The sequence below is a fragment of the Streptomyces sp. DSM 106670 genome (assembly GCF_055792845.1).
This window is the reverse complement of sequence record NZ_CM147704.1, coordinates 1,998,028-2,020,959: the sequence shown is the minus strand read 5'-3', so window position 1 is coordinate 2,020,959 and position 22,932 is coordinate 1,998,028. Positions and strand designations below refer to the sequence as shown.

At 72.1% G+C, this 22,932-nt stretch carries 18 protein-coding genes and 1 pseudogene; 8 read left to right on the top strand and 11 right to left on the bottom strand.

Translation table 11 applies throughout. The annotated features are described in order from the left end of the window. Window positions 1-24: 24 nt before the first annotated feature. Window positions 25-816: an SDR family oxidoreductase gene (locus ACSMXR_RS08865; RefSeq protein ID WP_473171575.1), complete on the bottom strand. Its 792-nt coding sequence runs from the start codon at window positions 814-816 to the stop codon at window positions 25-27. 144 nt (window positions 817-960) lie between these two features. Between ACSMXR_RS08865 and ACSMXR_RS08860 the strand changes: the two genes are divergently transcribed. After that, complete coding sequence (locus ACSMXR_RS08860; RefSeq protein WP_473171574.1) at window positions 961-2,628, top strand: alkaline phosphatase D family protein; 1,668 nt, start codon at window positions 961-963, stop codon at window positions 2,626-2,628. Between the two features lie 6 nt (window positions 2,629-2,634). Here ACSMXR_RS08860 and ACSMXR_RS08855 read toward each other — a convergent pair whose 3' ends face one another. Then, window positions 2,635-3,630: a Gfo/Idh/MocA family protein gene (locus tag ACSMXR_RS08855; protein WP_473171573.1), complete on the bottom strand. Its 996-nt coding sequence runs from the start codon at window positions 3,628-3,630 to the stop codon at window positions 2,635-2,637. An 89-nt stretch (window positions 3,631-3,719) separates the two neighbouring features. Between ACSMXR_RS08855 and ACSMXR_RS08850 the strand changes: the two genes are divergently transcribed. Next, complete coding sequence (locus ACSMXR_RS08850) at window positions 3,720-5,180, top strand: multidrug effflux MFS transporter (RefSeq protein WP_473171572.1); 1,461 nt, start codon at window positions 3,720-3,722, stop codon at window positions 5,178-5,180. 27 nt (window positions 5,181-5,207) lie between these two features. Here the strand turns inward: ACSMXR_RS08850 and ACSMXR_RS08845 are convergent, their stop codons facing one another. Further along, window positions 5,208-6,527 (bottom strand): hypothetical protein, encoded by a 1,320-nt coding sequence (locus ACSMXR_RS08845; protein ID WP_137232832.1) that lies wholly within the window; start codon window positions 6,525-6,527, stop codon window positions 5,208-5,210. 218 nt (window positions 6,528-6,745) lie between these two features. On the opposite strand from ACSMXR_RS08845, the gene ACSMXR_RS08840 reads away from it, so the two are divergent. After that, window positions 6,746-7,741, top strand: coding sequence for a small ribosomal subunit Rsm22 family protein (locus ACSMXR_RS08840; protein ID WP_473171571.1), 996 nt, complete (start codon window positions 6,746-6,748; stop codon window positions 7,739-7,741). 6 nt (window positions 7,742-7,747) lie between these two features. Here ACSMXR_RS08840 and ddaH read toward each other — a convergent pair. Further along, window positions 7,748-8,584: pseudogene (gene ddaH / locus ACSMXR_RS08835) on the bottom strand (dimethylargininase); the annotation flags it as partial. Window positions 8,585-8,791: 207 nt separating this feature from the next. On the opposite strand from ddaH, the gene ACSMXR_RS08830 reads away from it, so the two are divergent. Next, entirely contained in the window at window positions 8,792-9,421 is a 630-nt protein-coding gene (locus ACSMXR_RS08830; RefSeq protein WP_218527738.1) for a TetR/AcrR family transcriptional regulator, read from the top strand. Window positions 9,422-9,584: 163 nt separating this feature from the next. Continuing rightward, window positions 9,585-10,331, top strand: coding sequence for a bifunctional DNA primase/polymerase (locus tag ACSMXR_RS08825; protein ID WP_103509116.1), 747 nt, complete (start codon window positions 9,585-9,587; stop codon window positions 10,329-10,331). A gap of 20 nt (window positions 10,332-10,351) precedes the next feature. Here ACSMXR_RS08825 and ACSMXR_RS08820 read toward each other — a convergent pair whose 3' ends face one another. From ACSMXR_RS08820 to ACSMXR_RS08805, 4 genes are all read right to left on the bottom strand, one after another. After that, the gene (locus ACSMXR_RS08820) at window positions 10,352-11,374 is read right to left on the bottom strand and encodes an SCO2278 family lipoprotein (protein ID WP_473171570.1); all 1,023 of its coding nucleotides are present in this window, start codon (window positions 11,372-11,374) and stop codon (window positions 10,352-10,354) included. 136 nt (window positions 11,375-11,510) lie between these two features. After that, a complete protein-coding gene (locus ACSMXR_RS08815) occupies window positions 11,511-12,350 on the bottom strand; it encodes a heme ABC transporter ATP-binding protein (RefSeq protein WP_137232827.1) in 840 nt (279 codons plus the stop codon). Next, on the bottom strand, window positions 12,347-13,474 hold the full coding sequence (locus tag ACSMXR_RS08810) for a FecCD family ABC transporter permease (protein WP_381908099.1): 1,128 nt from the start codon (window positions 13,472-13,474) through the stop codon (window positions 12,347-12,349). Before ACSMXR_RS08810 ends, ACSMXR_RS08815 begins: the two co-directional genes overlap by 4 nt. Continuing rightward, the gene (locus ACSMXR_RS08805) at window positions 13,471-14,553 is read right to left on the bottom strand and encodes a heme/hemin ABC transporter substrate-binding protein (RefSeq protein WP_137232826.1); all 1,083 of its coding nucleotides are present in this window, start codon (window positions 14,551-14,553) and stop codon (window positions 13,471-13,473) included. Before ACSMXR_RS08805 ends, ACSMXR_RS08810 begins: the two co-directional genes overlap by 4 nt. Window positions 14,554-14,696: 143 nt before the next feature. Here ACSMXR_RS08805 and ACSMXR_RS08800 point away from each other — a divergent pair, with 143 nt between their 5' ends. The 3 genes from ACSMXR_RS08800 to ACSMXR_RS08790 all read left to right on the top strand — a co-directional run bounded on the left by ACSMXR_RS08800 (window position 14,697) and on the right by ACSMXR_RS08790 (window position 18,662). Then, window positions 14,697-16,166, top strand: a complete 1,470-nt coding sequence (locus ACSMXR_RS08800; protein ID WP_473171569.1) for an HtaA domain-containing protein — start codon at window positions 14,697-14,699, stop codon at window positions 16,164-16,166. Window positions 16,167-16,255: 89 nt separating this feature from the next. Further along, window positions 16,256-17,860, top strand: a complete 1,605-nt coding sequence (locus ACSMXR_RS08795) for an HtaA domain-containing protein (protein ID WP_473171568.1) — start codon at window positions 16,256-16,258, stop codon at window positions 17,858-17,860. Window positions 17,861-17,984: 124 nt separating this feature from the next. After that, complete coding sequence (locus tag ACSMXR_RS08790; protein WP_137232823.1) at window positions 17,985-18,662, top strand: PhzF family phenazine biosynthesis protein; 678 nt, start codon at window positions 17,985-17,987, stop codon at window positions 18,660-18,662. Window positions 18,663-18,689: 27 nt separating this feature from the next. Here ACSMXR_RS08790 and ACSMXR_RS08785 read toward each other — a convergent pair whose 3' ends face one another. From ACSMXR_RS08785 to map, 3 genes are all read right to left on the bottom strand, one after another. Then, window positions 18,690-20,861, bottom strand: coding sequence for a trypsin-like serine protease (locus tag ACSMXR_RS08785; RefSeq protein WP_473172357.1), 2,172 nt, complete (start codon window positions 20,859-20,861; stop codon window positions 18,690-18,692). A gap of 322 nt (window positions 20,862-21,183) precedes the next feature. After that, window positions 21,184-21,849, bottom strand: coding sequence for a biliverdin-producing heme oxygenase (locus ACSMXR_RS08780; protein ID WP_473171567.1), 666 nt, complete (start codon window positions 21,847-21,849; stop codon window positions 21,184-21,186). Between the two features lie 209 nt (window positions 21,850-22,058). Beyond that, window positions 22,059-22,916, bottom strand: a complete 858-nt coding sequence (gene map / locus ACSMXR_RS08775) for a type I methionyl aminopeptidase (protein ID WP_030080903.1) — start codon at window positions 22,914-22,916, stop codon at window positions 22,059-22,061. Window positions 22,917-22,932: the final 16 nt, after the last annotated feature.

The window sequence follows — 22,932 nt, the reverse complement described above, 5'->3', positions numbered from 1 at the left end:
GGTCGAGTGTGGTCGCGTTCCGGCTCAGCCTCGTCCGACGTACGGCATGTTCGTCGCCAGGACCGTGACGAACGGGATGTTCGCCTCCAGCGGCAGCTCCGCCATGTGCACCACCGTCCGCGCCACATCGGCCGCGTCCATCACCGGCTCCACCGCCAGCTCCCCGTTGGCCTGGAGGATCCCGGTCCGCATCCGCTCGGTCATCTCCGTCGCCGCGTTGCCGATGTCGATCTGCCCGCAGGCGATCCGGTAGGGGCGGCCGTCCAGCGACAGCGACTTCGTCAGCCCGGTGATCGCGTGCTTGGTCGCGGTGTACGCGACCGAGTGCGGGCGCGGCGCGTGGGCGGAGATCGAGCCGTTGTTGATGATCCGGCCGCCCTGCGGGTCCTGCTCCTTCATCAGCCGGTACGCCGCCTGCGCGCACAGGAACGCGCCCGTCAGGTTCACGTCCACCACCGCCCGCCAGTCATCGGCGGCGAGGTCCTCCAGCGCCACGCCGCCGGGGCCGAACGTGCCCGCGTTGTTGAACAGCAGGTCCAGCCGGCCGAACCGGTCCCGTACGGCGGTGAAGAGCGCGGCGACCTCGTCGGCGTCCGTCACGTCCGTGGTGACGCACAGCGCCTCGGTGTCCCCGGCGGCGGCCGCCGTCTCCGCCAGCGGCTCGGCCCGCCGGCCCGCCAGCGCGAGCGACCAGCCCGCGTGTGCGAGGGCGAGCGCGACGGCCCGCCCGATCCCCGATCCCGCACCTGTGACGACGGCGACCTTCCGCCGGGTCCGCCGGGTCTGCTCGGTCTGTGCTGTCTGCTCGGTGTTCATGGCCCGGCAGCGTACGGGACGGATCCGTGCACAGGGCACGCGGTGCTCATCGACCCGCCATGCGGATGTTGTGCACGCGACAACGGTGAGTCGTCGCGGCCGACTGCCATGAATCCCGACAGCATCCGGGCTGAGGAGGGGCATATGACAGCCGCACAGACCATCATGACGCCCGATCAGAGCACCCGAACCGACGAACTCAGCGCCGCCGCCCGCTTACTGGAACCGGGCGTGGGGCGCAGGCGCTTCCTGACCGCCACCGGGGCCGCCGCCGCGCTCGCCTTCGCCGTGAACCTGCCCGCCGCCGGCACGGCGAGCGCCGCCGAACTCGACTCCCGCCGGATCACCGAGGACCCGTTCACCCTCGGCGTCGCCTCCGGCGACCCGCACCCCACGTCCGTCCTGATCTGGACCCGGCTCGCCCCGCGCCCCTACGAGCCGGGCGGCGGCCTTCCGGGCGCCCGGGTCGAGGTGCGCTGGGAGGTGGCCCGCGACGAGCGCTTCCGCCGTATCGAGCGGCGCGGAACGGTCACCGCCCACCCGGAGTTCGCCCACAGCGTCCGCGCCGAGGTCCGGGGCCTCGACTCCGGCCGGATCCACTACTACCGCTTCCGCACCGGCGGCTGGACCAGCCCGGTCGGCCGCACCCGCACCGCCCCGGCCCCCGGAGCCCGTAACAGCTCCTTCACCCTGGCCGCCGTCTCCTGCCAGGCGTACCACGACGGGTACTTCACCGCCCACCGCCACCTCGCCGCCGAGGACGTCGACGTGGTGTTCCACCTCGGCGACTATCTGTACGAGTACGCCGTCACCGCCACCGGCGGGGCGCGGAACTACACCGACCGCACCCTCCCCGCGCACTACAACCGCGAGACGCAGAACCTGGAGGACTACCGGCTGCGCTACGCCCTCTACAAGTCCGACCCGGACCTGCGCGCCGCCCACGCCGCCCACCCCTTCGTCGTCACCTGGGACGACCACGAGACCGAGAACAACTACGCGGGCGAGATCCCGGAGAACGACGTACCCCCCGAGGAGTTCCTGCTGCGCCGCGCCGCCGCGTACCGCGCGTACTGGGAGAACCAGCCGCTGCGCACCCCGCAGCGCCCCACCGGCCCGGACATGACGCTCTACCGCCGCCTCCGCTTCGGCCGGCTCGCCCAGTTCGACATCCTCGACACCCGCCAGTACCGCAGCGACCAGGCGTACGGCGACGGCTGGCGCACCCCCGGGCCCGAGTCCGAGGACCCGGCGCGCACCATGACCGGGGCCACCCAGGAACGCTGGCTGATCGACGGCTGGCGGGCCTCCGACGCCACCTGGAACGTCGTCCCGCAGCAGGTCACCTTCGCCCGGCGGCGCGATGTGCCCACCGACGCCTACAAGCTGTCGATGGACTCCTGGGACGGCTACCCGGCCTCCCGGCAGCGGATCCTGGCCGGGGCCGAGGCCGCCGGGGCGGAGAACCTGATGGTCCTCACCGGAGACGTCCACGTCTCCTACGCCTTCGACCTCAAGAAGGACTTCGACGACCCCGCATCGCGCACCGTCGGCACGGAGATCGTCACCACCTCCGTCTCCAGCGGCAAGGACGGCGCGGAACGGCCCGCCAACTGGGAGAACCAGACCCGCGCCAACCCGCACCTGAAGCACTACAACGGGCGGCGCGGCTACGCCCTCGTCACCCTCGGTACCGAGGAGGCCCGCGCCGACTTCCGTACGGTGGCGGCCGTCACGACCCCCGGGGCGCCGCTCGCCACCGCCGCCTCCTTCGTCACCGAGGCGGGGAACCCGGGGCTCACCCCCGCGTAACCGGGCTCAGCGGTCCGCCGGATAGCGGACGCCGATGCGGTCCCGTACCGCGTCGAGCGTCCGCATCACCGCGAGCGACCCCGCCAGCGGGACGAGCGGGGACTCGGTCTCGCCCGTCCGCACCGCGCGCATCACCTCGGCCGCCTCGTACTGCATGCCCGAGAGCCCCTGCGGACCGGGCCCCGAGGTGATCGTCTCCGGCTCCGCGCCCGCCCGCCGCAGCACGAAGTGGTCCGGGTGGAAGAAGTCGCGCGGGATGTCGATCCGCCCGGCCGTGCCGATCACGGTGGCCGCCGTCGGATGGTGGCCGACGATCGAGCAGGACAGCAGCGCGGTCGCACCGGACTCCCAGCCGAGCAGCATCCCCGTGTTCAGGTCGACGCCCTCCGGGGACAGCAGCGCGTCCGCCTGTACCCGGTCCGGCTCACCGAGCAGCAGCTGCGCGAACGACACCGGATAGACCCCGAGGTCCAGCAGTGCCCCGCCGCCCAGGTCCGGATCGCGCAGCCGGTGCCCCGGAGCGAAGTCGCCCGCGAAGCCGAAGTCCGCCTGTACGGTACGAATCTCGCCGATCGCCCCGTCGCGGACCAGCTCGGTCAGCCGGCGGATCACCGGGTTGAGGTAGGTCCACATGGCCTCCATCAGGAACAGGCCGCGGTCCCGGGCCAGCGCCACCAGCTCCGCCGCCTCCCGGCTGTTGAGCGTGAACGCCTTCTCGCACAGCACATGCTTTCCGGCCCGCAGCGCCAGCCCGGCCGCCGCGTGGTGCGCCGAGTGCGGCGTGGCCACGTACACCACGTCCACCTGGTCATCGGCGACCAGCTCCGCCCAGCTGCCGTAGGCCCGCCCGATCCCGTGCCGCTCCGCGAAGGTCCGCGCCGAGGCCTCCGTGCGCGAGGCGACGGCCACCACCTCCGCGTCGGGCAGCTTCTGTACGTCCGCCGTGAACGTCGCGGCTATGCCGCCCGTCGCCAGAACACCCCAGCGCACCGTCTCACCCATGCCCGCCACCCCAGCCCGCCCGAAAAAGGTATCGACCACTCCGGCCGAGCTGAGAGCATAGATGCGGATTCAACGATGTGGAGAAGAGAATGCCGGACAGCGGCGGCAGCCGGTCCCAGCGAGCGCACATACCCACCTCCGGGACCGGTCCCGGAGCCGACGCGAACCCCGGCACCGGACCCGGTGCCGACGGCGACCCGACCGTCCCACACGGCGACGCGGGCGCCCTCGCCGTCGACCCGGCGGCCCCGCAGGTCACCGCCCCCGCAGGCCTGCCGGACCCTCCTGTCCCGGCGGAAGCCCCCGGCCTCCCCGGCCCGGCGGCGAAGGCCGCCCGGCGCACCGGGCTCCTGGTCACCCTGGTCCTCGGCGGACTCACCGCACTGCCGCCGCTGTCCATGGACATGTACCTCCCGGCGCTCCCCGCGGTCACCGACTCGCTGAGCGCCCCCGCCGCCACCATCCAGCTCACCCTGACCGCCTGCCTGGCCGGCATGGCCCTCGGCCAGCTCGTCGTCGGACCGATGAGCGACCGGTGGGGCCGCCGGAAGCCGCTGCTCCTCGGCATGGTCGTCTACGTCCTCGCCACCGCGATCTGCGCCCTGGCCCCCACCGCCGAACTCCTCATCGGCTTCCGCCTCCTCCAGGGACTCGCGGGCGCGGCCGGCATCGTCATCGCGCGGGCCGTGGTGCGCGACCTCTACGACGGAGTGGAGATGGCCCGGTTCTTCTCCACCCTGATGCTGATCTCCGGCGTCGCCCCGATCATCGCGCCGCTGATCGGCGGCCAGGTCCTGCGGGTCACCGACTGGCGCGGCATCTTCGTCGTCCTGACCGGCGTCGGCATCGCGCTCACCCTCGTCGTGTGGAAGTGGCTGCACGAGACGCTGCCGCCCGCCGACCGCCACACCGGCGGCGTCACCGACGCCCTGCGGACCATGCGCGGGCTCCTCGCCGACCGGGTCTTCACCGGCTACATGATCGCGGGCGGCCTCGCCTTCGCCGTCCTCTTCGCCTACATCTCCGCCTCGCCGTTCGTCGTGCAGGAGATCTACGGGGCCTCGCCGCAGACCTTCAGCCTGCTCTTCGGGCTCAACTCGATCGGTCTGATCGCGGTCGGGCAGATCAACGGCAAGCTGCTGGTGGGCCGGTTCAGCCTCGACAAGGTGCTCGGCTTCGGCCTCGCGGTGATCGTGCTGGCCGCCGTCGCCCTGCTGCTCATGACGACCGGCGTCTTCGGCGAGGCCGGTCTGGTGCCGGTCGCGGCCGGGCTGTTCGTACTGATGTCGGCGATGGGCCTGGCGATGCCGAACACCAACGCCCAGGCCCTGATGCGGACCAAGCACGCGGCCGGCTCGGCCTCCGCGCTGCTCGGCACGTCCTCGTTCCTCATCGGCGCCGTAGCCTCCCCGCTGGTCGGTATCGCGGGGGAGGACACGGCCGTCCCGATGGCCCTCGTCCAGGTGGTGTGCGCGGTGGCGGCGGTGGCCTGCTTCCTGCTCCTGTGCCGCCCCTGGCAGCGCGCGGGATGCGAGGCCGGCGGCCTCTGAGTCCTGGGGGAGCAGGCCGGGGAAGGCTCAGCCGGTGCGCGGGTAGCCGATCAGATGCGTGCGGTCCTGCCGGTCCGTCCAGCGGAACACCCCGACCCCCGTCGTCTCCGTCCCCGGCAGCCGGGCGTTGCGCGACAGCCGCTCGGTGCTCCAGGTCGCGAAGTCCATCGTGACCGGGAGCCCGCCGCCGGACAGCGCCTCCGAGGCGTCGCGCGCGTTCTCGGCCCCGTACGCGATGCCGTCGTCCGTCACCGTGGCCAGCGTCAGATGGGCGGTGCCGCCCTCGTCCTCGAAGCAGCGGCCCTGCTTCGCCTCCAGATCGAACGCCAGGTTCCCGGCGATCAGATACTCGCCCGAGGGCGAGAGGACCGCCTGCGGGTAGCGCCCCGGCTTTATGGCGGGCCGGTGGCACTCCACCGAGGCGAGCACCTCGCCGGTCGTCGCGTCGTGCACCGCCCACAGCTCATGGGTCGCCGCCCGCTTGGTCTTCTTCGCGGGCGCCCACTTCGCCAGCACCTGGTCCGTGGTCACCGACGTCACCACACCGCTGTCCCGCTCGGTGCCCTTGGGCGCCACCTTCCGGCTGAACCAGCCGCCGCGCACCCAGAACTCCCGGGCCCCGCCCAGCAGCAGCCCCCCGGCGGTCTGACCGTGCACCTCGGTGAGCTGCTTGCAGGCCGTGCAGCCCTTGGGGTATTTCAGCTCGGCCGCGCCCAGTTCGGAGACCTCGCCGGTGACCGGGTCGACCAGCGTGCTGTTCGCCTTCGCGTCGCTGATCACGATGTCCGGCCCGGTCGTGCTGACGTCCGGGGCCCCGGACCACGGCACCTCGACCCGCTGCCGCTTCCCGTTGGTGACGTCGTACAGATCGAGCGCGAGGAAGGTGCTCGACGGGGACAGCCCGTCGCCGACCTTCCCGTAGGACCAGGTCACGAAGAACTGCCGGTCGCCCTTGGTCACCGTGGCGAGCTTCGGGTAGTGCAGCGGGTCCGGCGGCCGCCAGGCCCGGCTCTTCCAGCCCAGCTCGCCGGAGGCCGTGTCGACCGTGCGCAGCCGGTAGCGGTTCCCGTCGGCCCGCTCCAGATAGGCCAGCAGACCCGTCGCATGGGAGACGGTGACATCGGGGGAGGAGCCGATGATCTCCCAGCCCCGGTCCGTCGTGTACTGCGGCGGAACCGTCAGCCGGGTCACCGGACCCGCGCTCGGCAGCACCGGCTTCGCCGCCCCGGAGGCCGCGTCGTCCTTCCCGCCGCGGTCGGGGCTGCCGCCGCAGGTGGCCAGCAGCAGGAGCAGGGCGAGAAAAACCACCCCGCCGACCAGGGTCAGCCGCACGATCTTCTGTCTCATGGCTCCCCGCCGGACCATCGTGATCTCATGCCGTCCACGCGCGGGCCAGCGTAGCAACAGGCCTCCGGCCGTGTGGAGTTCGGCCGAATCCTGTTCCGTACCGGTTACCTGGAACCGCTCCGCGGGCCCACCGCGCCGCCCGTGTGGTCTCCCGTACCCCCTGGGGCGGCGGCGAAGCGGAATGCGTCCGCCGGGTCGCCTCCGCCTACAATTCGGCGGTGAACGTCACCCTCCCCACCGCACAGTCCCTGCGCGCGGCGCTGGCCGGGCTGCTCGACGGACTGCCGCCCAAGCAGGCCACACAGGCCGTCGACCGGCTGATCGCCAGCTACCGCGGGGAGACCCCGACGAACGCCCCGATCCTGCGCGACCGCTCCGACGTCGTCGCGTACGCCGCGTACCGCATGCCCGCCACCTTCGAAGCCGTACGGTCCGCCCTCGACGCCCTCGTCGAGGCCGCGCCCGACTGGACGCCCGCCACCCACACCGACGTCGGCGGCGGCACCGGCGCGGCGAGCTGGGCCGTCGCCGGGGCCTGGGAGGGCCCGGCCACCACCGTCCTGGACTGGGCCGAACCGGCCCTGGCGCTCGGCCGCGAACTGGCCGAGGCCTCCGGAGTGCCGGCGCTCCGCGAGGCGCGCTGGGAACAGGCCCGGATCGGCGCGGCCCTGGAGCTGGCCCCGGCGGACCTGATCACCGTCAGCTACGTCCTCAAGGAGCTGCCGGCCGCCGCCAGGACCGAGCTGGTCGACGCGGCGGCGGCCGCCGGGCAGGCCGTGGTGATCGTGGAGCCCGGCACCCCCGACGGATACGCCCGGATCATCGAGGCCCGCGACCGGCTGACCGCCGCCGGGCTGAGCATCGCGGCTCCCTGCCCGCACAGCGACGCCTGCCCGATCGCCCCCGGCAGCGACTGGTGCCACTTCTCGGCCCGGGTCAGCCGCTCCTCGCTGCACCGGCAGGTCAAGGGCGGCTCGCTCAGCCACGAGGACGAGAAGTTCAGTTACGTCGTCGCCACCCGCTTCCCCACCGCCCCGGCGGCCTCCCGGATCACCCGCAGGCCGCAGATCCGCAAGGGCCAGGTGCTGCTGGAGCTGTGCACCCGCGAGGAGGGCCTGGCCCGCTCCACGGTCACCAAGCGGCACGGCGAGCTCTACCGGGCGGCCAGGAACATCGCCTGGGGCGATCCCTGGCCGCCGGAGAGCACCGGCTGACCGCGCTTAGCCGCGCAGCTCCTGGGTGCAGCACTTCACGCTGCCGCCGCCCTTGAGCAGCTCGCCCAGATCCATCGGGACCGGCTCGAAGCCCCGGTCCCGCAGCGGGTCCAGCAGCCCCGTCGCCCCCTGCGGCAGCAGGACGTGCCGCCCGTCGCTCACCGAGTTGAGGCCGAACGCCGCCGCGTCCGCCTCCCGGGCGAGCAGCGCGTCCGGGAACAGCCGGCGCAGCACCGCCCGGCTGGCGGGGGAGAAGGCGTCCGGGTAGTACATGATCTCGTCGGCCGCCGCGTCCAGCACACAGAGCGCGGTGTCCAGGTGGTAGTAGCGCGGATCCACCAGATCGAGGCCGATGACCGGCACCCCGAAGAACTCCTGGGCCTCCATGTGCGACAGCGGGCTGGAGCGGAAGCCGCGCCCGGCCAGCAGATACGAGGCGGTGACGGCGAAGTCCCCCTCGCCCTCGTTGACGTGCTCCGGCTCCTGGACCTCGGCGAAGCCGTGCTCCCGGAACCAGTCCCGGTGGGCCGCGGCCTCCTCGAACCGCTCCCGGTACGCGAACAGCGCGCCGAGCACCCGGCCGCCGATCACCGTGGCGCCGTTGGCGGCGAAGACCATGTCCGGCAGGTCCGGGCGGGGCGTGAGCAGCTCCACGGTGTGGCCGAGGGACCGGTAGCGGTCGCGCAGGTCCTCCCACTGGGTCTGGGCCAGCGGCAGGTCGACGGGTTTGGACGGGTCCATCCACGGGTTGATGGAGTAGGTGACCCGGAAGTGCGTCGGTGCGCACATCAGGTAGCGACGAGGGGTGGCGTCACGGTTCAACTCGGGCTCCTCGCGAACGGCGGCGACGGCCGCGGAACGGTGGGATGCGCACGGTCTGTGCGTGAGCCCATGGTGCGCCGTGCGCGCCGGATCCGCAGTGAACCGATCGGGTGGTTCACCGGACCGCCCGGTCGAGGCCATCAGGACGCCACGTAAGGCACCGGGGCGAGACGCCCTGGACAGCACCAAGACGATACGTATCGGCTCGCCCGGCGCTAGATTGGCCGTATGGCTCCCACCAAGGCACCCGACTCCAGCCGCCGCAGCGACCGCTCCCGCCGCGCGATCCACGACGCCGCCCTCGCCCTCGTCGGCGAGGTGGGCTACCGGCGCACGACGATCGAGGGTATCGCCGCCCGCGCCGGGGTCGGCAAGCAGACCATCTACCGCTGGTGGCCCTCCAAGGCCGCCGTGCTCATGGAAGCCTTCCTGGACCTGGCGGGCCGGGCCGCCGAGGAGGCCGGTCCGCAGTCCGGGGAGGCCGCGCAGGGCATCCCCGACACCGGCGATCTCGCCGCCGACCTCAAGCTCGTCCTGCGGGCCACCGTCGACGAGCTGAACGACCCGGCGCTGGCGGTCCCCACCCGCGCGCTGACCGCCGAGGGCATCGTGGACGCCAAGGTGGGCGCCGAATTCGTCGAGAAGCTGCTCGAACCGCAGCTCGCGTTGTATGTCACACGGCTGCGGGCCGCCCAGGAGGCCGGAGACGTCCGCGCCGACGCCGATCCCCGGATCGCCCTGGAGCTGCTCGTCGGCCCGCTGATGCACCGCTGGCTGCTCCGGACGCAGCCGCTCACCCACGCGTACGCCGACGCGATCGTCGACTACACCCTCGGCGGCCTCGCCCCGCGGCCCTGACACGACCGTGATCCTTATCCGGTATGTGGTGACATCGGACGTGATGGTGCTCACTCGGTGCAGTGGTACACGGCCTCGCTGGTGAACTCTGGCCACCCGAACCGCAGGATGGTGCGACCATGGACAGGCAACGCTGAGGTGAACTGCTGAGGTGAGGGGATAGATGGGCGCCGATTCCGGCCGTTTCCGCGGCACAGAGAGCAGGATCTCCCAGTGGCTGCGGCGACGTCCCAAATCACCGGGGGCCGAAGCCGAGGAGTCGGCCAGAGTGGGGCTGCTCCTGGCGGTCGCCGACGCGGGCATGCCCATCGCCCCCGCCGCCCACCCCCTCGGATACCGATGTTCGTGCGAACGCATCGGCTGTCCCACCCCCGCCCGGCACCCCGTCTCCTTCGCCTGGCAGACGCAGTCGACCACCGACCGCGCCCAGATCGAGCGCTGGGCCGCCGGCCAGCCGCTGGCCAACTTCATCACCGCGACCGGCATGATCCACGACGTGCTGGACGTCCCGCTCACCGCCGGCCGCAGCGCCCTGGAGCGGCTTCTCGACGCGGGCATCGACGTCGGCCCGGTCGCCCAGTCCGGCGAGGACCGGATGCTGTTCTTCACCGCCACCCGCGGCACCCCCGAGGACGAGGACGAGTGGTGGCCCTGCGAGCTGGACTGCCACCCCGAGACCATGGACGCCCATCCGGGCCTGCGCTGGCACTGCCGGGGCAGCTATGTCCTCCTGCCGCCCGCCCGCCTTCCCGGTGAGCTGGACGTCCACTGGGTGCGCGGCCCCGAGCATGAGCTGCCCGACCCGCTGACCCTGCTGGAGACGCTGACCGACGCCTGCGCGCGGTATGCGGGCAGCGCCGAGCAGAGCGAGCTGGACCACGACTCGATCGCCTGGCCGCTGAGCCGCTGACGGCTCGGCGGCCGGCGCCGCTACGCGCCCTTCGCCGCGACCAGGCCCGGCAGCCGGTTCAGCATCCGCACCTTGCCGCCGGAGCCCGTGCCGGAACCGGCCCCGGCCGCCCCGGCGCGCGGCGGCACGTGCACCAGCTGGCTGGAGACCCGCTCCTTGGTGAGGCTGCTGTTCACCTCGCCGGTCAGCAGCGCCTTCACATCCCGGTTGACCTCCGGCCTGAGCCCCTTCGCCGCGGTCTGCCGCTCGAAGTGCTTGCTGCTGAAGAAGACCAGCGCCCCGCCGTCCTCGGTGCGCAGCCCGAGCGGTGCGAACGCCGCCCCGGTCAGCGGCTGGTCGATGTACTGGTACGTGAACCCCGCCCGCCGGGTGGTCCGCCGCGTCTCGCGCCAGCCCGAGGTCGCCGTGCCCGGCGTGAACACATCGGGCTCGCCGTCCCGCAGATACGCGGTGTAGGAGGTGCTCAGATCCGCCGGGGCGACGGCCAGCGCCTCGTCCTGCGGCTCCACCGGGGTGGCGAGCCCGTCCTCGTCCAGGGTGAACCGCGGTACCTGGGACGGCGGGACGACCGCGAGATACGACGCCTTCCACAGCGCGTCGGGGCCCGACCGTACGAACACCACCAGCCAGCGGGTGTCCAGCTTCCCGCCGTCCTGGTCGCGGTTGGAGTCGGTGTCCGCGAGGAACCAGCGCGGCCAGCCCGCCTTCTTGGGGATGATGTAGGTCGCGTCGTCCAGCACCAGCGGCTTGTGCGCCTTGTTGCCGTCCGGGTTGTACGTCTGCCGCGCCTTCAGGCCCGCCTGGTTGATCGCGCCGAGCGAACCCGTCACCCGGTCCGCGTCCAGCGCCGGATCGAACGCCTTGTCCGCCGCGTTGTAGGCGTCGGTGAAGTCCTTCAGCGCCTGCGCGGCCTCGGACTTCTTCGCCCCGGGCAGCACTTCGAGCTCCCCGTGCACCGTCACACAGCCGCTCGCGGTCAGGCACAGCACCGTCGCCGTCGCGAGCCCCGCCGTCAGCCGACCCAGTCCAGGGTGTCTCGTCATCCGTTGCTTCTGCGCCTTCTGATCCGTCGCCCGCACTGACCGTCGAAACCCTACCCGGGCGGTGAACGGCGTGCGGGCGGGGACCGGATACAGCGTCCACACCGTGACCTGAGCGAGAACAGGCCCGGGAACCGCGTCAGTTCTGACGTACCGGCACGATCAACGGCGTACCCGTACGCGGATGGGGGAAGACCTCCACCGGCTGCCGGTAGACCTCGCCGAGCAGCTCCCCGGTGAAGACCTCGTCCGGCGCGCCCAGTTCCGCGATCCGCCCGTCGTGCAGCACGGCGGCCCGGTCCGCGTACGCCGCGGCGAGACCGAGATCGTGCAGCACGACCACCACCGCGTCCCCGGCGGCCGCCCGCTCCCGGCAGATCCGCAGCACCAGCTCCTGGTGGCGCAGGTCCAGGGCGGCGGTCGGCTCGTCGAGCAGCATCAGCGGGGCCCGCTGCGCCAGCACCCGGGCCAGCGCCACCCGGGCCTTCTCCCCGCCCGACAGCGCGGAGAACGGCCGGCCCGCGAACCGGGTCACCTCGGTGGCCGCCATCGCCGCCGCCACCGCCGCGTCGTCCTCGTCCTCCCGCTCCGTACCGGCCCAGGGCGCCCGTCCCATCCGTACGACGTCCTCCACCGGGAACGGGAAGGACAGCGCGGCGGACTGCGGCAGCACCGAGCGGCGCAGCGCCAGTTCGGGCGCGGACCACGCGTCGGCCGGGCGGCCGTCGATCCGCACCTCGCCGCTCCCGGGGGCCAGATCGGCGGCCAGCGCCGCCAGCAGCGTCGACTTGCCCGCGCCGTTCGGCCCGACCAGGGCGACCACCTCGCCCGCGTGCGCGGTCAGATCGACGGAGTCCAGCACCTGCCGCTGCCCGAGCCGGACCGACAGGCCGACCGCCTCGACGGCACAGGAGCCGGCGGCGACGGGCGAGGGCAGCTCCCGGGGACGTACCGCGAACAGATCTCTCAGCGTCCTCATGCCCAACCACCTTGCTTACGACGGGTCCTGCGCAGCAGCCAGAAGAAGAACGGGCTGCCGAAGAGCGCGGTCAGCACCCCGAGCGGCAGTTCGGCGGGGGCCGCGACCGTACGGGCCGCGAGGTCGCCCGCCACCAGGATCAGGGCGCCGCCGAGCGCACTGCCCGGGACGAGGAAACGGTGGCCGGGGCCGTTCGCCATCCGCAGCAGATGCGGGACGAGCAGACCGACGAAGGAGATGATCCCGGCGACGGCGACCGCGGCGGCCGTCAGCAGCGCCACCACCAGCACCAGCACGATCCGCAGCCGCTCCACGTCCACGCCCAGGTGCCGGGCGGGCCGCTCGCCGAGCGCCAGCAGGTCCAGCTTGCGCGAGTAGAACGGGGCGATGAGGAGCCCGGCCAGCGCGCACGGCAGCACGGCCAGCACCTTGGGCCAGGTCGCCTGGGAGAGCGAACCGAGCTGCCAGAAGGTGATCTGGGTGATCTGCGCGTTGTCCGCGAAGAAGATGAACAGACCGATCAGCGCGCCCGCGAAGGCGTTGACGGCGATACCGGTGAGGATCAGCGTCACCACCTCGGTCCGGCCGCCGGAGCGCGAGAGCGCGTAGACGAGCAGCACGGTGGCCAGGCCCGCGACGAACGCGAAGACGGTGATGGTCCAGTTGCCGAAGAAGGTCAGGCCGAGCGCGATCGAGGCGACCGCGCCGACCGCCGCACCCGCCGAGATCCCGATCACGCCGGGCTCGGCCAGCGGGTTGCCGAACACGCCCTGCATCAGGGCGCCCGCGCAGCCGAGCGACGCGCCGACGAGCACCGCGAGGGCGACCCGGGGGAGCCGTACGTTCCACAGGACGCTCTCGCCGACCCGGTCCAGCGCCTGGCCGCCGAGCCCGATCCGGTGCTGCACGGAGGACAGGACGTCGCCGAGCGGAATGTTGTACGCGCCGATCGCGGCGGACAGCAGACAGCCGGCGAGCAGGGCGAGGGAGAGCACCGCGGTGAGCACGAACGCCCTGCTCCGGGGGGACTTGGAGGCGGTGTCCTCCGCTTCCTTGGGCCCTTTCGCGTCCTTGCCCGTGGACTTCCCCACGGGCTCGGTGCGTTCCTCGTACGAGGTGGTCACTGGCCCTTGCCGCCCTTCGCGTACAGCTGCTCGACGATCTCGGTGAGCACCCGGTCGGTGCGCGGCCCGTAGTTGAGCAGCACCCCGTCGTCGACCGTGACGACCCGGCGGTCCATGCCGGCCGGGGTCTCCGCGATACCGGGGATCTTCACCAGGCCGTCCATGCCGCCGACCGACTCGAACCCCTTGGTCATCAACAGGATCGCGTCCGGCGCCGCCTTGGCGAGCGCCTCGCTGGTGATGGCGGTGAAGTCCTTGTTCAGGCCCGACTCCTTGCCGGCGTCGACCGCGCCCGCCGCCTCCAGCAGCGAACTGGCCCCGGACTCCGCGCCGCCCAGCAGATAGACGGAGGCCGAACCGCGCAGATAGAGGAAGGCGACCCGGGGCTTCTTGCCGTCGGCGTGGTCCGGGATGGACTTCTGGACGTCGGCGATCCGCTTCTCGGTGCGCTCCTTCAGCTCGGTACCGGCCGACGGTACGCCCAGGGCCTCGGCGACGGTGTCGATACGGCGGCCGACGTCGTCGAGCCCCTTGGCCGGCTCGACGACGAGCAGCGGGATGCCCGCGTCGCGGATCTGGTCGATCGCCTCGGACGGTCCCGTGGTGGTGTCGGCGAGGACGATCGTCGGCTTCAGCGAGAGCACGCTCTCCGCCGAGACGTCATGGGCCCGGGTCACCACCGGGAGCTTTTCCGCCTGTTCGAAGGTGGCGGTGATGTCCCGGGCGACGACCTGCTTGCCGAAGCCGAGCGTGAAGACGATCTCGCTGAGGGATCCGGTCAGCGGCACGATCCGGTCGGTGGAGCCGATCGTGACCTTCGTGCCGTCCGCCGAGTCGACCGTCACCGGCAACTTCGGCGCGGGCGGGGCGGCCAGCGGCTCGACCCGGTCGGCGTCGGCGGAGCTCTTTCCGGACGCGGACTTCGGCGCGGGATCGTCGCCTCCGCCGCAGCCGGTCAGGACCAGGGCGAAGGCCACGGCGGCGGTGAGGGCGGCGGCCGCCCTGCCCCGGGCCGGGCGACGGCGGGCCGTGCGTCCGGTGTCCGGGCCCGTCGGGGCGAAGTCCTGCGAGATGCGCACTGGGCACCGTCCTGTCGTTCCGCGGCGTGCGGTGGGTGGTTCGGATGTGTGGAGATGGTGGAGGTGGCGGAGGGGTTCCGGCACAGGCTGGGAATACCTTAGGTTAGCCTTACCTGCGTATCCAGTCCTCGGAGGGGTCTCTCATGCTGTCGTCCAGATCGGCCCGCGCGCTCGCCGTCGCGCTTCTCGCGGTACTGCTGGGAGCCCTGCTCCCCGCCGCCACCGCGCAAGCGGCAAGCCGCACGGTGCAGGGCGGTCGGCTGGACTGGGGCATCAAGTCCTCCTTCCAGAGTTACGTCACCGGGCCCATAGCCAACGGCAGCTGGAATCTGACCGGTGGCGCGGCCACCGTCGGCGGCAGCCAGTTCCGCTTCCACTCGGCGACCGGCTCCTACGACCCGGGCACCGGGGCGTTCAGCTCCGGCTTCTCCGGCGGGGTGCACTTCACCGGCCACACGAAGGCCGACGGCACCAACGAACTGGACCTCACGATCAGTCGGCCCACCGTCCGGATCAACGGCGGCAGCGGCACGCTCTTCGCGGACATGGTCAGCAAGGAGCGGGGGACCGGCAAGGTCTCCAACCGCTCCCAGGTCCCGCTGGCCAAGCTCGGCCTCGGCGGGATCAACATGAAGGGCGGTTCCACCCCCGTCGCCCTCACCAACATCCCGACCACGCTGACAGCCGAGGGCGCCTCCGCCTTCGCCGGCTACTACACCGAGGGCACTCCGCTCGACCCGGTCAGCCTCTCCGTCGACACCAAGGGCGCCGCCGAGCCGAAGCCCTCCGCCCCGGACGAGAAGAAGGACGAGGGCGAGAAGAAGGACAAGGCGGAGAAGAAGGACAAGGAGAAGGCGGGCCGCTTCGAGGACGCCGCCGTCGACTGGGGCGTACGCCGCACCTTCCGCGAGTACGTCACCGGCTCCATCGGCCAGGGCAAGTGGACGCTCGCCGACGGCGCCCAGGACGGCGGGGCCCTGTTCCGCTTCCCGCAGGGCAAGGGGACGTACGACGCCGAGAAGGAGACGCTGGACGCGGACTTCAGCGGCAGCATCCGCTTCACCGGCGCCCACGACCTCGACCTGAAGTTCGCCGCCGTCACCGTCGCCGTCACCAAGGGCGAGGGCACCCTCTCGGCCGACGTCACCAGCGAGGGCAAGACCACCAAGGGCGTCCCGATCGTCACCTTCGCCGCCGAGGACTTCGCGCCGAAGGACGGCCTCGCCACCCTCACCGAGGCCCCCGCCACCCTCACCGCCGACGGAGCCAAGGCGTTCGGCTCCATGTACAAGGCGGGCACCGCGATGGACCCGGTCTCGCTCGCCGTGGCCGTCGACGAGAAGGCCCAGCTGCCCGCGCTGCCCGACCTCGGCAGCGAGCCGACGGCCGCCGCCGAGCCGACGAAGAAGGCCTCGGCCGAGCCCTCCGCCGAACCGGTCGCGGCCGCCTCCGACTCGGGCTTTGGCACCGGCACGTACGCCGCGATCGGCGGCGGTGTGCTGCTGCTCGTCGCGGCCGGAGCGGCGTTCTTCGCCCTGCGCCGCCGAGGCGCGCAGCCGGCCCCCGCGGCCGCCGACGCCTCCGCCGGCCCCGATTCCTCCACGACTTCCTGACCCGGCACCCCCATGCGTGCCTTATGGATCATCACCCCCTCCCCCCACGCTTCGCTTCCGCCCCCTGTCCCTTGAGGAGACACACCGACATGGCAGCAACCCGCCGCCCCATAGCCCTTGCCGCGGCCGTCGCCACGGCCGCCGCCCTCGGCGCCACCGCCTTCGCCCTCCCGGCCCTCGCCGCCGGTTCCCCGGCGGCCGCGCCCGCCGCGGCTCCGAAGCTGGAGCTGGTGGACGGCAAGCTGGAGTGGGGCATCAAGGAGTCCTTCCGCAAGTACATCGCCGGCCCCATCGCGCAGGGCGAGATCACCGTCGCCGACGGCGCCCAGCAGGCCGACGGCAACGGTGTGTTCACCTTCACCGACGGCAAGGGCACCTACGACACCGCGACGCACGCCTCCGACACCGCGTTCAAGGGCAGCGTCCGGTTCGAGGGCCACCACGGCGTGCTCGACGTCAAGCTGAGCGACATCAAGGCCGGCACGGGCCGCGAGACCGGCACCATCACCGCCGACTTCACCAGCAAGAAGACGGACGGCACCGTCGTCACCAAGGACGACGCCCCCATCGCCGCGCTCGACATGACCGCCGTCAAGCCGGGCGGCGGCGCGGGCGGCGAGATGGTCTTCGCCGACATCCCGGCCACCCTGACCGCGGACGGCGCGGAGGCCTTCGCCGGCTTCTACGCGGAGGGCTCCGCCCTCGACCCGGTGACCCTGTCGGTCAAGCAGGCCCCGACCGTGCCGCCCACCGAGAACCCGACCACACCCCCGGTGACGCCCCCGCCGACCGGCAAGCCCACCGAGCAGCCGACCGGCCAGCCGACCGGCCCCACCGAGGAGCCCACCGGCAAGCCGACCCCGACCGCCTCCGAGACCGCCGCGCCGGTCAGCGGCCCGGTCGTCGACGGCACCCTCAACTGGGGCGTCAAGGAGAGCTTCCGCGCCTACGTCGTCGGCAACATCGCGCACGGCAAGATCGAGACGAGCGACGGCGCCTCCGCCAACGCCAACGGCTACCGCTTCACCAAGGCCACCGGCCTCCTCGACGCCGACAAGAACACCCTCGACGCCGCGTTCAAGGGCAAGGTGCGCTTCCTCGGCCACGAGACCAAGGGCGAGTACGTCCTCGACCTGTCGATCAGCAATCTGAAGGTCGACATCGAGGGCACCTCCGGCAAGCTTCTCGCCGACGTCTCCGCCAAGGACCAGGCGACCGGCAAGGTCAGCGAGTACACCGCCCTGTCCTTCGCCGACCTGAAGGTGCCGGCCGGCGCGCTCGTCGCCAAGGACGGCATCGTCACCCTCAAGAACGTCCCGGCGACGCTCACCACGGACGGCGCCAAGGCGTTCGGCGGCTTCTACAAGAAGGGCGAGGAGCTCGACGCGCTGAACGTCGCGGTCTCCATCGACAAGGACGCCCAGCTTCCGGGCGACTCCACCGGCGGTTCCACCGGCGGCTCCGGCTCCACCGGCGGTTCGGGCTCCACCGGCGGCTCCACGGCAGGCGGTTCCACCACCGGCGGCGGCACGGTCGGTGGCTCCACCGGCGGTTCGGTCGGCGGCTCCGGCGCCCTGGCCTCCACCGGCTCCGACGTCCCGACCGGCGCCCTGATCGCCGCCTCCGGCGTCGTCGTGGCGGCCGGCGCCGGTGTCGTGATCGCGGCGCGCCGTCGTCGTAACGTCACCGCCTGACCCACCCGCACCACCCGCACGTCCCCCCGGGGCCGTACCGGCAGCAGCAGTGCTCGCCGGTGCGGCCCCGCGGCCGTACCCGCTCGGTTCCCGCCCCGGCGCCGCGCAGTGCTTGAATGCCCCCGTGAACGACTACGACGTACCCCGGGGCATCGACGTCCTGCGGGTGTTCTGCGGACCCGACGGCCGGCACGGCAACGCCCTCGGCGTCGTACGCGACGGAAGCGGCCACCCCGACGAGGCGTCCCGGCAGCGGCTGACCCGGCAACTCGGCTTCAGCGAGACGGTGTTCGTCGACGACCCGGAGCGCGGGCGGGTGGACATCCACACCCCGGGGCTGCGGCTGCCGTTCGCCGGGCACCCGCTGGTGGGCACCGCCTGGCTGCTGGACCTGGAGATCCTGGAACTGACGGTCGGGGACGTGTTCGCGCGCCAGGACGGGGAGTTCACCTGGATCACCGCCCGCCCCGAGTGGGTCCCGCCGCGCATCCTCCAGCAGTACGCCACCGCAGCCGAGGTCGAGGCGCTGCCGGGACCGCCACCCGGCGAGGGTTGGCTCTACGCCTGGGCCTGGGAGGACGAGGCCGCCGGGCGGGTGCGCGCGCGGGCCTTCCCGAGGCGCGGCGATGCGACCGGCATTGTCGAGGACGAGGCGACCGGCGCGGCCGCCCTGCTGCTCAGCGCACACCTCGGCCGGGCCCTCAACATCACCCAGGGACGCGGCTCCCAGATCCTCACGGCACCCGCGCCGGACGGCACGGTGGAGGTCGGGGGCCGCGTCCTGATGGCCGTCCGGGGCTGAGCCCCGGACGGCCCGTACCGCCGCGCTCTAGCGGATCGCGCCGCCGAACGCCTTGCCGACGGCCGGCAGGCCGCCCTTGCCCGGCTCGTAGCTGGTCACGGGCTGCACCGCGCCGCCGGTGACGTTGGACCACGGCATCAGATGCGCGGCGCCACGGGCGCCCGGCCCGTTGGGCATACCGATGTACAGATCCGTGGCGGTGGCGTGGATGCTGCTGCCGAGCAGCTCGTTGGTGCCGGGGACGCCGGGCAGACCCGGGGCGCCGCCCGGGGAGATCCAGCGGTCCGTGAGGCCCGGGGCGCCCAGCAGCGAGAACGTCTGGACGGCGCCGGAGTCGACGACCGTGCCCTCGTTCTCGCCCGGGATGCCGACGGCCAGCAGCATCGACGTGGTCGTACCGACGTTCCTGGGCGAGGTGTTGACGACGGAGACCTGCTCGCCGAACCGGTCGCCCGTCTCGGCGCCCCCGGTGACGTCCGGCTGCTCCTGCTGGATGTCCTGGAGTTCGCTGACCGCGCCGCCCGCCGTGACGCGCAGGGTGACGACCCGGCCGGCGTTCGGCCTGTTCACGCCCGCGACCGTGATGCCCTCGCCCGGCGAGCCGACGGCGATGATCGAGTCGCCGTCCGTGGCCGCTCCCTCGGGCCGGTAGGAGGTCACCGAGAGCGCCTTGCCGAACAGGTCGTTCGCCTCGGCCGCGCCGCTGATGCCCGCGGTGTCCTGGTTGATGGACTTCACCGGCGTCGGGATCTTCTCGGCGTTGAACTCGTGCTTCAGGATCTGGATCATGCCGGTGTTCGCGACGGTGCCGATGGCCTCGTTCGGGATGCCGATGGCGAGGTGGTTCGGCGAACCGGCGACCGAGTAGCCGAACTGGTCGCCGGTCTCGGGACCGCCCGCCACGCTCTCCTTGCCCTGGTTGATCGCGACGTTGGTGTCACCGCGTACGTAGATCGCGCTGCCCGCGTCCACGACGGTGCCCAGGTCCTCGCCGGGCACGCCGATCAGGATGTACGGGTCGCCCGCGGCGGTGGTCCCGGCGGCGATCGAGAAGCCCATGTGGTCCTTGGCCTCGGAGGCAGAGCCGAGAAGCGCTCCGGATCCGCTGCCCTGCTCGAACCAGGTCCCGCCGCGCCCCTTGCCCAGCCCCTCGGGCGAACCGTAGACGATCTGCACCGCCCCGGCGTCCGCGACCTTGCCGATGTCCTCGTTGGGCACGCCGACCACCAGATCGGTGTAGCCGTCGGCGTTGTAGTCCACCGTGGCCAGCGCCGTACCGAATCCGTCGCCCGCCTCAGGGCCGCCGTTGACGCCGGGGCCGCCCTGGACCACCTCGGAGACGCCCGCCCCGTTGCCGTGCACGACGCGGATCAGACCGGCCTCGGCCGCGGTGCCCACCGTCGCCTTCGGGTCGGCGATGGCGACATCGCGGTGGCCGTCGCCGTTGAAGTCGACGAACGGGGCGGCCGTCACCGTCTCGGAGAGCCAGCCGTGGAGGTCGTCGACGCGGCTGCCCACCGCGCCGGTACGGGTCTCCTCCGCCGGGGTGCCGAAGCAGCCGCCCTGCCAGGAACGGCTGTTGACGCCCACGAGGGTGGCGCTTCCGCCCTGCTCGCGGAAGACCGGGCCACCGGTGTCACCTGCGCACACGGCGGCGCCGTCCACTCCGGTGATGTTCACGGTGGTGGCGTCCGACCCGTCGACCGAGAAGCGGCCCTGGTGCATCCTGACCGGGGCCCACTCGTCGGCGGTCCGGCCGAAGCCGGTGCCCGTGAGGGTCTCGCCCGGGGCGGGCGCGGTCGTGGCGAGGGCGGCCGGGGTGATGGTGGTGACCGGCTTGGACAGCCGGGCCAGCACCAGGTCCCGGTCGCCGCGGGGCACGAGCCGGACCACCGTGCGGACCTGGCCGGCGGTGGTGGTGCTGTCGGTGCGGCCGACGTACGCCGTGGTGGCGTCCTTCGGCGCGCCCGGCAGGAGCTGCTGGGCCTCGGCCGGGTTGTCCGCGAAGCAACTGGCCGCCGTCAGCAGCCAGTCACGGTCGACCAGCGTGGCGGTGCACGCGCGCTTGCCGTCGCCTATGTCCAGCCGTGCGGTGAACGCGTGGGCGTTGTCGGCGGACGGGGTTCCCACCACGGCTTGGGCCGCAGGAGCCAGAAAGGTGCCTGAGACGAGGGCTGTTGCCAGCAGCCCGCTCGTCACAGCCGCACGGGGGCGGAGTCGGGGCACGATGATATTTCCTGTCGCCGGACATGACTCCGCGGCGGGAATTCTCTCTTTCAGGCATGGCACCCACGCATCAGAAGGCCCCCCGCCCGGATGTCATGTGAAAGTGAAGTGAAGACGGCACGGGAATCTACCCGCAGGTCGATGGAGCGTCAAACCCCTTGTGCCGAGCGGTATTTCCCTTTTCCTGCGGCAAAAAGGGGAAAAGCGGAAATGAGAAAAGCGCACGGCTCCACCAAACCTCCGGTGGAACCGTGCGCCCGCAGCCTTGCGTTCACCCGGTGCTGCTAAGGGGTGTCTAGGCGCTGAGCGGGAAGACCTCGCCCAGCTCGCGGAAGACCGCGGTGTTCAGTGAGAAGGCCCGCTTGCACTCCTCGATGATGCGCTGCTTCTCCAGGTCGTCCGCGTTCACCGCGTCCAGCAGCTCGCGGTAACCGCGCTTGAAGGCGGCCGGGTTGGTGATCTCCTCGAAGACGTAGAAGCGCACACCGTCGCCCTTGCGCTCGAAGCCCCAGGTCTTCTCCGCCTTGTCGCGGATGATCTGGCCGCCGGAGAGGTCGCCGAGGTAGCGCGTGTAGTGGTGGGCGATATATCCCGCGGGCCAGGTGCGCGCGCACTCCGCGACCCGGTCCGCGTACGCGGCGGTGGCGGGCAGCGCCTCCAGGCCCTCGCGCCAGTCGGCCCCGCGCAGATGCGCCAGGTCGCGCTCCAGCTCGGTGGAGCGCATCAGCTCGGGCTGTATGAACGGGCCGGCGACCGGGTCGTTCCGCAGGGCCTCCGAACCCTCCTCCAGCGCCCGGTACACGAACCACAGCTGCTCGGTGTAGCGCGTGTACGCGTCCACTCCCAGCCGCCCGCCGAGCAGGTCACCCATGAAGGTCGAGGTCTCGGCCTCGGTGTGCTGTTCGTGCGACGCGGTGCGGATGAGCGTCGAGAAGGGAGTGACGGTGGCGGTTGCGTCCAAGGCGGGCCTCCGGGGACCGAGGGGGACGGGAAGTCCAGAAAGAGACGGAAATATCGGCAGGCGGCCGCCGCGACGGTGCGGCGGCGCGTGCCGGTACGCCCGATCCTCCTACTTAGGTTTACCTAAGTCAACTGGTTCCCGACTGCCTGTCGGTAAAAACCTACGCCCAGAGGGGGTGAAGGGTGCACTTCTGACCGTTTCGGGGTGATTTAGGGAAGGGTGAGGATGTCCGCCCCGGTCTCCGTGACCACGAGCGTGTGCTCGAACTGGGCCGTCCGCTTCCGGTCCTTCGTCACCACGGTCCAGCCGTCCTCCCACAGGTCGTACTCGTGGGTGCCCAGCGTCAGCATCGGCTCGATGGTGAACGTCATGCCCGGCTGCATCACCGTGGTGGCGTGCGGGCTGTCGTAGTGCGGAATGATCAGACCGGAGTGGAACGAGGAGTTGATCCCGTGCCCGGTGAAGTCGCGGACGACCCCGTAGCCGAACCGCTTCGCGTACGACTCGATGACCCGGCCGATCACATTGATCTGACGCCCGGGCCGGACCGCCTTGATCGCCCGGTTCAGCGACTCCCGGGTGCGCTCGACCAGCAGCCGGGACTCCTCGTCCACGTCACCGCAGAAGTAGGTGGCGTTGTTGTCGCCGTGCACCCCGTTGATGTACGCGGTGACGTCCAGGTTCACGATGTCGCCGTCGCGCAGCACGGTGGAGTCGGGGATGCCGTGACAGATGACCTCGTTGAGCGAGGTGCACAGCGACTTCGGGAAGCCCCGGTAACCGAGCGTCGAGGGGTACGCGCCGTGATCGACCATGAAGTCGTGGGCGACCCGGTCGAGCTCGTCCGTGGTGACCCCCGGGGCGATGTGCTTGGCGGCCTCCTCCATCGCCTGCGCGGCGATACGGCCCGCGATGCGCATCCGCTCGACGGTGTCGGCGTCCTGGACCTCCGGGCCGGTGTACGGCTGCGGAGCCGGCTTCCCCACGTACTCGGGACGCCGGATGTTTCCGGGTACGGAACGGACGGGAGTGATCTCCCCTGGTACGAGAAGCGACTGGCCAGACATGCCAGCGAGTCTAACC

Coding starts and splice junctions, on each gene's coding strand:
- ACSMXR_RS08865 (WP_473171575.1), bottom strand. CDS start 816: ATGAACACCGAGCAGACAGCACAGACCGAGCAGACCCGGCGGACCCGG.
- ACSMXR_RS08860 (WP_473171574.1), top strand. CDS start 961: ATGACAGCCGCACAGACCATCATGACGCCCGATCAGAGCACCCGAACC.
- ACSMXR_RS08855 (WP_473171573.1), bottom strand. CDS start 3,630: ATGGGTGAGACGGTGCGCTGGGGTGTTCTGGCGACGGGCGGCATAGCC.
- ACSMXR_RS08850 (WP_473171572.1), top strand. CDS start 3,720: ATGCCGGACAGCGGCGGCAGCCGGTCCCAGCGAGCGCACATACCCACC.
- ACSMXR_RS08845 (WP_137232832.1), bottom strand. CDS start 6,527: ATGAGACAGAAGATCGTGCGGCTGACCCTGGTCGGCGGGGTGGTTTTT.
- ACSMXR_RS08830 (WP_218527738.1), top strand. CDS start 8,792: ATGGCTCCCACCAAGGCACCCGACTCCAGCCGCCGCAGCGACCGCTCC.
- ACSMXR_RS08825 (WP_103509116.1), top strand. CDS start 9,585: ATGGGCGCCGATTCCGGCCGTTTCCGCGGCACAGAGAGCAGGATCTCC.
- ACSMXR_RS08820 (WP_473171570.1), bottom strand. CDS start 11,374: ATGACGAGACACCCTGGACTGGGTCGGCTGACGGCGGGGCTCGCGACG.
- ACSMXR_RS08815 (WP_137232827.1), bottom strand. CDS start 12,350: ATGAGGACGCTGAGAGATCTGTTCGCGGTACGTCCCCGGGAGCTGCCC.
- ACSMXR_RS08800 (WP_473171569.1), top strand. CDS start 14,697: ATGCTGTCGTCCAGATCGGCCCGCGCGCTCGCCGTCGCGCTTCTCGCG.
- ACSMXR_RS08795 (WP_473171568.1), top strand. CDS start 16,256: ATGGCAGCAACCCGCCGCCCCATAGCCCTTGCCGCGGCCGTCGCCACG.
- map (WP_030080903.1), bottom strand. CDS start 22,916: ATGTCTGGCCAGTCGCTTCTCGTACCAGGGGAGATCACTCCCGTCCGT.